The sequence below is a fragment of the Leeuwenhoekiella sp. H156 genome, assembly GCF_052218455.1.
Classification (GTDB): domain Bacteria; phylum Bacteroidota; class Bacteroidia; order Flavobacteriales; family Flavobacteriaceae; genus Leeuwenhoekiella; species Leeuwenhoekiella parthenopeia.
In genome coordinates this window covers 3,171,948-3,183,035 of record NZ_CP197499.1, presented here as the reverse complement: position 1 = coordinate 3,183,035, position 11,088 = coordinate 3,171,948, and the positions used below count along the sequence as shown (strand labels likewise).

Annotated in this window: 4 protein-coding genes; all 4 read right to left on the bottom strand. The window is 37.9% G+C overall.

The features are described 5' to 3' along the window. Window position 1: 1 nt before the first annotated feature. The gene (locus tag ACSSS3_RS13630; RefSeq protein WP_442845086.1) at window positions 2-1,027 is read right to left on the bottom strand and encodes a HamA C-terminal domain-containing protein; all 1,026 of its coding nucleotides are present in this window, start codon (window positions 1,025-1,027) and stop codon (window positions 2-4) included. 72 nt (window positions 1,028-1,099) lie between these two features. Continuing rightward, window positions 1,100-2,344, bottom strand: a complete 1,245-nt coding sequence (locus ACSSS3_RS13625; RefSeq protein WP_442845085.1) for a site-specific integrase — start codon at window positions 2,342-2,344, stop codon at window positions 1,100-1,102. A 395-nt stretch (window positions 2,345-2,739) separates the two neighbouring features. Further along, window positions 2,740-6,234, bottom strand: coding sequence for a T9SS type B sorting domain-containing protein (locus ACSSS3_RS13620; protein ID WP_442845084.1), 3,495 nt, complete (start codon window positions 6,232-6,234; stop codon window positions 2,740-2,742). Window positions 6,235-6,651: 417 nt separating this feature from the next. Next, complete coding sequence (locus ACSSS3_RS13615; protein ID WP_442845083.1) at window positions 6,652-11,088, bottom strand: RHS repeat domain-containing protein; 4,437 nt, start codon at window positions 11,086-11,088, stop codon at window positions 6,652-6,654.

Below are 11,088 nucleotides of genomic sequence, written 5' to 3'. Positions count from 1 at the left end.
CTTATAAGAGCTTATCATCCATAGCTGCCCTAAATTTTGATACATCATCAACAGGAAAAAGAAAAAAATCCAAAAAACTGTGTTCTAAATTTTGATTTTTGATATGATTGGTTACAAGATCAAAGACCTCTTTCTTTTGTTTTAATCGGTTTAAAAGTTCTTTTGAAATCAATTCTTTAAAGTCATCCCTTGAGGTAGCTTTCTTCTGAATATCCAGGATGAAAGCACGCTCATACATTAAAATGATAGGATGTACTAGGATCTGAGATTTATAAGCCTCAGTTTCTGGATCTAACCGATCGTATAATTCATCAATATCAACTCCTTCTATATCATATATATCGATATTGTCCCGAGCAATTAAAAGTTCATGATTCCGGTTATGAGCACTTTCTCGATCATTATGATATCTATTTATTGATCCCAAAGCATCTACTATAGCCCCTGATAGGCTTTGCATTATTTTAGATTCACCGAATAAAATAGCTTTTTCATTATTGTAATCACCTAAAAAAACACCATCACTTCCTTTAACTTCATCATTTACATTTGTTAAATGTTTTATTTTATGTGCAATCATTTTACAACCAAGAACACTTTCTACCAAGGCAAAAAGTAAGAGTTCGCCATATTTTCCGCCTATATAACTCTCTCCTTTTTTACGAAAAAAAATACGGCTTCGATTAAAGATTTGACTCCAAGTATCTCTTTCAACTCGTTCACTTTCCTCAGCAACTAAATTCAAAATATCTGCTTCCTCAATATTTGGATTTGCCTTTCGTATAGCAACTTCATTACGCTTTTGTTGTCGGGATATATCTTTTTCAATTTCTTTAATGCTATAAACATAATATGGAATAATTTGAGAGAGAAAATTACTTAAAGAAAGATAATCCAACTGAGTAGATGAAGGCATTATAGTATAAACCCGCATATTAACCTTATCACCTATCTTTTCCGTTAGATGAGAAATTAATTCTTCATCAACCCATCGTCTATTAATTTGAATAAGACTATTTCCTGACATAAATCACTTAAAATCATTAAATATAACAAGATTTAAGATAATTTATTAAAATATCCATTTTCCTAATTAAAACTAATTATTACCACACATTTTCTTCTCTATAATTACCTGATCCAATCTTCCCATATCCTTGCTAAGCTTATCTTCCATAACTCGCGCGTAAATCTGAGTTGTAGATAGCTTGGTATGACCCAAAACTTTAGAAACGGTTTCTATAGGTACACCATTTGACAACATAACCACGGTGGCGAAGGTGTGACGGGCAGAGTGAAAGGTGATTTTCTTTCGAACTCCAATAGCGAGCATGATATCTTTCAAATACTTATTCATTTTCTGATTAGAGATCACCGGAAAGACCGCATTTGAATCCTGTAAAATGTTGTGTTCTCTATATTTCTTAAGAATCGTATTTGCGGAGTGCAACAAGGGTATTTTAACCGACTGCTGGGTTTTCTCGCGCTTAGTATAAATCCAATCTTTACCGTCCATTCCCTTGACCAATTGATCTGTGGTCAGTTCTTTCAAATCGATATACGATAAACCGGAATAGCAAGAAAACAAAAACAGGTCTTTCACCCGTTCGAGCGATGCACTCTTAAAATAGGTCTCTTCCAGTTTTCTCAATTCGCGTTCCGTTAAAAACTGGCGGTCATTCTTCTCAAATTTAAAAGAATAACTGTGGAATGGATTTTTAACCAACCATTCCAGTTTAATAGCCAAGTTCAGGAGCTTTTTAAAGCGTTCTAAGTGCTTCATCGTTCCATTTGGCCCACAGGGCTTCTGTCCCTTTTTGGGTTTAACCTTACGCAGGAAATCTTCAAATTCGGTTATGAATTGATAATTGATTTGCTTTAAGTATATATTATTAGTTTTCTTGATTTCTTTTAAAAATCGGGAAAGGTATTCCGCTGTAGTATAATAGTTCTTAAGCGTACCCCATTTGAGAACCCCTTGCATCTTGTTATTGTGATATTCAATGATATCCAACAGCGTCATATGATCCTCGTCAAAACCTAAATAATAAGCTTTGATTCGATCTGCTGTGATAATCGAGTCTTTATCCAAAAGCTTTTTATGGGCATCAAGCAACTTGGAGTAAACCTGGTCTAAATAACTGTTTAAATTTCTTGCTTTTGCTGTGGTTCCCCGGACTCTTCCCTTGGAAGGGTCCCAATTATTCACTGAAGTTTTTCTTTTTAAGCTCATTTCTGAGCATTTTCCATCTACGGTTATCCGGGCGTAAATAGACAATTCTGGTTTGTTCCGATTTAATTTTCTAGTGAAGAATAATACGGAAAAGGTAGTAAAATCAGGCATTTCGAGCGTCTTTTAATGAAACATTAGTTTTTCAAAGACGAGAGTCAAACCTTTCAAAATGTCCTTCTAAGATAGTGAATCGAGGTTAAAAATGTATTCACCGAATCATTCACTAAACTGCTTGATATCAAACCCTATCAATTGATAGGGTATAAAATAAAAAAGCCTGTAAATCAATAGATTAACAGGCTTTTAGTTTCCACTTATATGTGGTTCGTCGGGGTGGCAGGATTCGAAAACTCAAATTTACCACCTCAATACCAGTACTTTACTAATAAAATTCTAAAATAGGACACCAGTTAGGACATCAAAATGAACATTTTTGGCTTTCATAAATATAAAAATATATAAATACTGTTATAATTTATTGCTTCAGCTCGATTGTTTTTGTAGTCTTATCTTTTTAAAGTAAAATGACCTTTATGAACTTTATCGCCATCATATTCAAAAAGAAACCAATATTCTGATGAAGGTAAAGGATTACCTAAGAATGTTCCATCCCAACCTGATCCTGACGGATTAAGCTGCTTTAAAAGTTTACCAAAGCGGTCAACTACAAAAATTTTTGCGTCTTCGTAATTATAAGCTCCTTCAATATTCCAGGTATCATTATAACCATCACCATTCGGAGTGAAAAATTTAGAATAGCCTATAGCGACTATATTCTTAGTAAGCGTTCGGCATTCTAAGGCATCGCGAACGTAAACTATATACTCCCCCGGGGAAATGGTAAATTGAGGATTACTTTGATAGTTAAATCCGTCGACGGAATATTCAAAGTCTCCAACACCTTTAGCATCGATACTTAGGGTTAGTCGATCTGAAAAGCCACTGATTTCAGTAGTAAAGCTTTCTGGAGCACCGGAGGAATCAACTTGAAATTCAAAATCCATAAAACAGGTTACACCTTCTAAACTTTGAGAGACTTCAAGAGTGTATCTACCTGTTTCTGTAATCTTCAATTCGGAATTAGTGCTAATGAGTTTATCAAGTTCATTATACCACGTGTAGGTTTCATAATCACCTCCTGAAACCAGTAATTCGGGAGAATCGGGACAGATGACATACGTTTTTTCTAAAGGAGGATCTGCCATTTTATTTACTAAAAGATTAAAATCCTTTAGAGCATAACAATCGGGATATAAACGGTTTTCTATCCTAGCATAAATTAAAGTTTCCAGTTGGTTTGTTCGATAATCTGAGCTATTTAGCGCATTTTCACCAGCAATGGCATCTGCTTCATTAGTATAATAGCTAACCCTAAATTCATCAGGATTTTGACCATTTAAAATTTCCAAATCCTTTTGACTTAGATCAAATTGGTAATTCAATTGCTCGCTGACTGCACAAACAACAAGATTTTCAGGCTTAAATGCCATGGGTGTTTTGTAAACCTGTATATCAAATGTCCCGGTTAAAACACAATCATCTAAAGTTCGATTTACTTTACGGTAAAAGATCACATTCAAACCTAATTTTGCTTCATAACTTGATATAGAACTAGAGCCGCTGTTTGCATCCTCCTGGGTAAGATGTAAACTCACTTCAAATACACTTTCATCCTGGCCTCCAAGTATTTCTGGTATTTTATAAGTAAGCTCTATATATTCGACTAAATCATTATCAGCATCACATAGCTCAATAGCAGCGATATCTGTAAGTGAGGGTGACTCTACTACCTCAATTCTAAAAGATTTAATATCGAAACAGGCAGTTTCCATTTTATGCTGTAAACGCACAAATACCATTTGCTCCTTAGCCGTTACACTTCGATAATCTACAGGATTTAAGGAATTCAAGTTCAAATTTGCATCTGCATAGGTTCTGTGATAGCTCAGCATAAAATCATTCAGATCCTTTCCGTCTAAAATCAATTCATTTTGATCATTCAGATTAAAATACGCGAAGCCATCATTATCTATATCGCAGACCAATAAATCAGGCAGGTCAGGGATTAAAATTTCATCAAAAACTTGTATGGTAAAATTTCCAACTGCATAGCAGTCTTTACTATTCTTATTTTCAATTCTGAAGTAAATGATCTCCTTTGGCTGCTTATTAGCATATAATCCATTAATGGAATTTGAAGCAACCTTAGCATCTTCTTCTGTCCTGTAAAATGACACTTCAAAAATTGAACTTGCATTGGAACCCAAAATTTCCGACAGCTTTTGTGTGAAATCAAAATCATATTGCCCTCCTGGCGCACAAACCAACCAATCTGAAACTGCCTGAAGTGTGGGGGACTGGCTAAGTTCCACATAAAGTGTTGTTAACGCATAACATTCTGTTGCTCCCCTACTCTCAATACGTGCCACTAATTCTTGTGAACCAAAATTAGCTTCGTAGTTCTCTGGTAAAGTGTTTTGCTTATTTAAAGCATCGGTTTCTGTTTTGTACCAGGTTACATTAAAGTCGCCAGCGGATTGATTCTTCAGAACCTCATTTGTCTTCGCCAGCAGATCTATTTCCTGTGCTCTTTGGATTCTACATTCTATAATTGCTGAAGGTTTATGGGCAACAGGTGGTGTATAGATCGTAATTTCCTCTTCCTGTTCAGAGGTCTTGCCGTCCTGGGCTGTAACTTTAAGTTTTACAAGATACGTTCCCGGGGCGTGGTAAGTATGTGTGGTTTCTGCTTCTGTTGATGTAAATCCATCCCCAAAATCCCATAAAACACTTGCAATTTCTAAACTGGAATCAGCATTAAAATGGGTTTCTTCACCAAAACACAAGTTTTCAATATCAAGACCTACATTAAAATAGGACTGAATGAAAGGGGGTAAACCCAAACGAACCGTTCTATTTTGAGTAGGAACCTGATCCAAACGCAGGTCTGCTTCCAGACCAGTCTTATTGGGATAGTTAATGACACTTAGGGCCTTGCGATCCTGATTAGCCATATAAAGTTTTCCATCTATACCCAGTTGTAAACCATAAATTGCCCTTTTGGGAAAGATTTCACTGGGAAAGTACTCAAACTCACTGTTTCGAACATCAGCAGCGGTAACATCATATTGGAACACGTTATCACGAGTACTGATGTAAAGCTTTTTACCCGATGGTGAAAATTCGGCTCCAAAATAAATTTCGGCACCTTCCGAAAGTGTAACGGGGTTAGAAACCTTACCGGTTGAGGCATCAAAATCGAGTAATTGCGCCTCTACTCCCCAATGACAGACGGCTAATTTAGTACCGGCAGGCGAAACCTTCATAGTCCCTAAAGTCATAAATGAACCATTTTCTATAGGATCGAAATTAGGATCCTCAATCACCGTACCCGCATTACTAATAATCGGATTGACTGAAACCCCGTTCTCCGTAATCAAATAGGCCTGAAAGGCATTATTCCCATAATCATGGGCCAGTACCCATACATCTTTACCATTTGCGTGTAATACGGCATTTAACTTTTCTGAAGTTTGATTATCTAATTCAATGTTTTTTTGAGTAATAGCACCTAAACCCCCATTAGCAGTTATATCAACCTCTGAATAATTTAAACCACCCAAGGCTTGGTAATACACAGTAAATACATAATACAAATCTGAATTACCCGGTTTGGGTATGATAATAGCTGATTGACTGGAAGAAGGATGGGCCAAAAGCCCAGTACCGTCTTGCATAATATTGTGGGTACGGTCCCAAACAGAAATGCCATCTGTATAAAAAAGCAATTCGCCATTTGCACTAGATATGGTGGCACAACCTTCTGTGGTACTTAATTGACCATCCAATAAAGCAACGGGAGAGCCACTATTAAAATCCATCCCGGCATTATATCCAAAATACCATATAGCAGCTTCTTTTTGAGACCAAAGGCAAAAACTTGAATGAATAAATATTAAAAGGAAAAGTACTTTTTTGAGCAAAGAATAAAAACCGTGCATTTATAGGAATTGTTAGAAACAAATAAATACCTCTAATAATTAAAATAAAATTTACCTAGTAAACTTTTAATCATAACTAAGTTTATATGTTGCCAAGATTGATGGCATGAGTCGCAGACTCTCGCCAGCGGGGTAATTACTTACAGATGTACGCAAGTACACTCTCACTAATTTTAGATCTTATTATCTATTTAAATATTATATTGATCATTATCAATAAGACTATTAAAAAAAAATTAATTTTAATCTTATTCAGAAAACCTTCGTAAACATAATCGTAGTTACTTAATGTCAAATTTTTATCGGTTATATATTTAAACAATTCTTCAAAATCAATTTTATTTTTTTTCAAATACATAAAAGATCTATATGTATTGAAAAAAATACAGGACACTAAAAATACTAAGAATAAAAGCTTCATAACTTCCAAGTTATAGATCCTTGAAAACGTACATCAATTTTACCACCAATTCCTAATAGACCATAATTGTATGTATGTCCCCAATCCTCTTGTAAACCCCCATGAATAGTTATTGAATTATCTCTAACATTATTACTGATTTTTAGCTCTGTGTATGGTGTCCCCCCCCCAAATTCTGGAATTACATTTAAACTTTTTGGTAAGAGTAAGACTGGAGTTGAAGCTCTTGGTCCAAATACAATTCCATATGGTATAAACTCCGCCTCGTATTTCAATCCCCACTTCTGATCAAAACTACCATTTTCTATTGAAGCTGAAAATGCCTTTCCTTTAATTTTATTATTTTTCAAAAAGTAATCTATTTCAGAATTAAAACCTAAGCTTCTATCATCATTTAAAAAATTAAATTTTGCTGATATTATATCAAACTTTATTAAAGAGCTACTAAAACCCTTTGCTCCGCCATCCCTTCTCACCTGAACACCAAAATCAATTTTAGGAGTTATGCTTAATTCTGTCACATTGTGTTCTATTTTACCTAAAAACGCGTAACCAAAATTTCTACTCGTTCCAATATCTATATTATATCCAGTATTCATACTTCCCTCCATCTCTCCTACTCCAGAATTCCAGACCCATTGATCGAAATCATTTTTATATACTTCACCGCCATTCCACATTTTGTGCCACGATGCTCGTATCCACCCAAATAGCCCACCATCAGGATCAACTCCATTAATTGGATTATTCCCCATTCCCAAGTATGGACTAGCATATTGCCCATAAGGATCAGTCGTTAACCACCTACCAATTCGTGCATCCCAAAGGCGTAATTCAAAAGCTTCTTTACCGGTCTCCGAGTCCTTTTCCTGTCCCTGGTATTTATAGCGGTATTGCGATTGGTTCCCGTCATTATCCCTACCAGGTAAAGGCATCCCAAAAGGATAATAATCGGTTTTTACAATGGCAACAGCCTGTGATCCATTTCTTTGAGCTACAGCCCGTACATTACCCAAATGATCGGTAAGTTCGTATAAATAGTTGTTATCTGCAAAACTGGTTTGGTTTAGGCTGGTTCTTTTGGCTACGCCTATACGCGAAGCTCCATAAACCGGGTGTTCTAAAGTATTACCTGTGTATATAGCTATAACACTACCTGCGGCATCCCGTACGTAGTAATAGGTATAGCTCAACGTACTGCCGTTCCACACTTCCTTTTTGACCCGTTGGCCTTTATCATCGTAGGCAAAACGTACAGACTGGCTACCATTGGTCACCTCGGTTACCAGACCTGCGGTATTGTAGGTGTAGGTGGTACCATCCTGTGTATTATGGGTCAACTGTCCTATTTTGTTATAAGTATAATTTCCCGGGTTCTGGTCTTTGATATCATTGGCATCAGCATTACCGGTTACCACATCATCCACATAATCCAACTGGTTCGTGTTATCTTTATATTTGTAGTCAAGATTATCCATCTGCCCGGTTGCACTGTTTCGCTTTAGCTTTAAGATATTGCCATTAGCATCATAGGTAATTCCTTCTACACGGTAAGCACTACTACTCCCCGGCCCTATGCTCGCACTGAAATTCGTCCCTGAAGCAGCTACAAAACCGGGTTTAAGTGTGATGCTGTTTGTGGCGCGATAGTCTCCGTTGGTGGGAGATTCTAAAATTAGGTCTGCCGGGGTGCCGTCACTTGATAAACCCAGATTAAAATCAGCCTTTTCAAGCCAGTTGTTACGGTTGTAGTCGTAGTAATAGTTGCTCTTGGGCATTCCGTGGGTCTTCCACTCTATCCCTTTGATGTTTCCGTTGTACTGATCTGTACCTAAAGCGGATTTATCTATAGGCTTTGGTGTGCCTGTTCGCATATAGTCGTCGCTGTTGTAGTGAATGGTCATCCCGAAGAGATCGTTGTCATCACCTCCGGGGTCTTTGGCCGCTGTAAGATCCGGGTGGTTGATACTTTTTAATGCACCCTCCAGGGTATACACATAATCCATTCCCTGTAATCCATTACCAATCTCCTTTCTCCTTAAAGCTCCCGTCTCATAATAATCGTAAGTTGCCTGTACTTTTAGGTCTGCATCACTGGCACCGGTTTTTACCTCTGTTAATTGTCCCACTGTGTTATAAGTGTACTTGTGAATGAAACGCTCTGTGGGAATATGCTTCTGATAGTCTACCCGAAGTACTTCGCTGGTTACAGGGTCGTAACTGTAATCTATAGTTTTAGTTCCCAAACCGGCAATGGTCTGAACCATCCAGGTCACACGCCCGTATACGTCATAACTGTAATAGGTCGTACTGTTAGCATTGTTGGTTTTAGCTACATTTCCCGCCAAAAAGCCCGGACTTGCATAACTGCTGTGCACACTAGCCAAAAAACTAAGGTCCGTTGAACTAAGCTTATCGTAAACAGTGCTTTGTACTTCAGATCTTGTACCTGATGGTAAATCCCCATCCGGGTTTGCGTTTGTAAAGACTGTACTCTTAACTACACCACTTTCTACCGGCCGCCCCTTGCTGTCATAATTGGTATAGGAGAACTCGGCATCGCTAAAATTATTGTTTTTATCCGGATCCCGTTGTTTACTATTTTGAGAATAGCGTATTTGGCCATCCTTACGGTATTTAAACCAAGCCTCGCCCTCATCGGGGCTGCTGGTATATTCCAACTGACCCAACGAATTGTATTTAAAAATACTCTTGAGCTCATCTCCCAAGGGCTGAGTAGTACTGACAAGCCTGCCGGCCTTGTCGTATTCATTAAGGCTGTAATCGTAATAATTCTCTTTATAGGTTATTGTAACGGTATTGGGAGTATACGCATCCAGATTGGTTACAGCTACCCGATAAAAACCTTTTTTCAAGGAGGCGCTACTGGCTGTTGTGGTTTCTTCGGAAATAAGGTTAAATAATTGTATTGACACACCGGAAGTATTGCTGATGCTTAAGCCTCCTGATCCACTTCCATCAGGTACGTGGTGTATGTCTACATAACCCTGCTCACCTATGGTGACTTGAGAAGAGCGTGCACCTACCTCCCCGCTACGTGCTGCCGCAAGGGTTTTACCATCGGTATCAGTAAAAACCACGGATTCAACTCCGCGCACATCACGTACAACTGTTTTAAGGGTTTTCACATCGTTATAATAGGTATCTCCAAAAGCAACGGACCTACTGAGCTCCTGACCGGCTTTCATCGTAAACGAATAGCCTTGCTTCCAATCGCCTCCTTTTTTGTTACCTCCCAAAGATTTTAATGCTTTACCCGGATTTAATTCACTATAAACGGTACGGCTGTAAGGGCGGTTGGTTATATCCTGATAACTATTCTTTTTTAAATTATCAGTTGGGTTATCTACATTATTCGTACTATAATACCAGCCAATGGTATTTTCCGCAGTACTTACTGTCGCAGGATCCTGATCACCGGTCTCAAAATCGACATGATCAAAAGTGTTGCCTGAGGCATCTAAAATAAGATCGTCCCGGTATAGAAAATCTGAAGGTATATCACCATTAGTAGGAGCGCTCAAAGTTTTCACAGCAGGTCTACCCTGAGAATCGTAAAGAGTTTGAGAAGCCCAGGTTTTTCCCGTTTTAATATCTATAGATTGGTTTTGAACAACCTTCCCTAAATCGTCATAATAAGCTTTGGTTTTTCCTTTAACCACTTCATCCCGGTCATATTCCGTAATCTGGATAGTATTCCATAATTCATTAACAGTAGCCCCTGCAGGTGGACAACCGGTATTCAAATCCTGAACAGCAGGGCAGGCATCGGTATTATCCAATACCCAATTTCCAAAGGGTTCACTACATTGATCCTTAAAATTATTAGGGTCTCCAAAACGATCCTGATCATCATCCCGATACCATCGCTTCATTTGAATTGAGGCGTCATTATCATCACAATCTTTCTTCGTGGTAGCGTACCAGGTAGTTTGAGTGGAAGGGTTACTGCAACGCATAAGGGCTGTAGCATTTACATCCCCTTCCCCATCTTTATCCCGGTCAATGTAATAGGCTGTCAGTTCATTAGTTATTGAAGGGTCAGAATCATCACAATCTCCATTTACCTCAGACCAGTTGCCAAGAGGTTGCAAACAGCTAAATTTGGCACCAGAATTCACTCCATATCCGTCGTTGTCATTATCGGGATACCAGGTTCGAGGTTTTATACTAGCATCATTATCATTACAATCCTCAGCTATAAAAACATATCCCGATGGCCTTTCACAAGTATCAATATAAAAATTAGGGTCTCCAAACCCGTCACCGTCCCTATCCCTGTAAAAACGCGCAGTAGGTTGCCCGGGCTCGCAATCAAGCTCGTCGATGGGTTGAAGTACCTGTTGACCACTTAGGGTGAGAATGCTTAAATTAAAAACCGACAGTACTATAAAAACTATTCTTTTTTTCAT

Coding starts and splice junctions, on each gene's coding strand:
- ACSSS3_RS13630 (WP_442845086.1), bottom strand. CDS start 1,027: ATGTCAGGAAATAGTCTTATTCAAATTAATAGACGATGGGTTGATGAA.
- ACSSS3_RS13625 (WP_442845085.1), bottom strand. CDS start 2,344: ATGCCTGATTTTACTACCTTTTCCGTATTATTCTTCACTAGAAAATTA.
- ACSSS3_RS13620 (WP_442845084.1), bottom strand. CDS start 6,234: ATGCACGGTTTTTATTCTTTGCTCAAAAAAGTACTTTTCCTTTTAATA.
- ACSSS3_RS13615 (WP_442845083.1), bottom strand. CDS start 11,088: ATGAAAAAAAGAATAGTTTTTATAGTACTGTCGGTTTTTAATTTAAGC.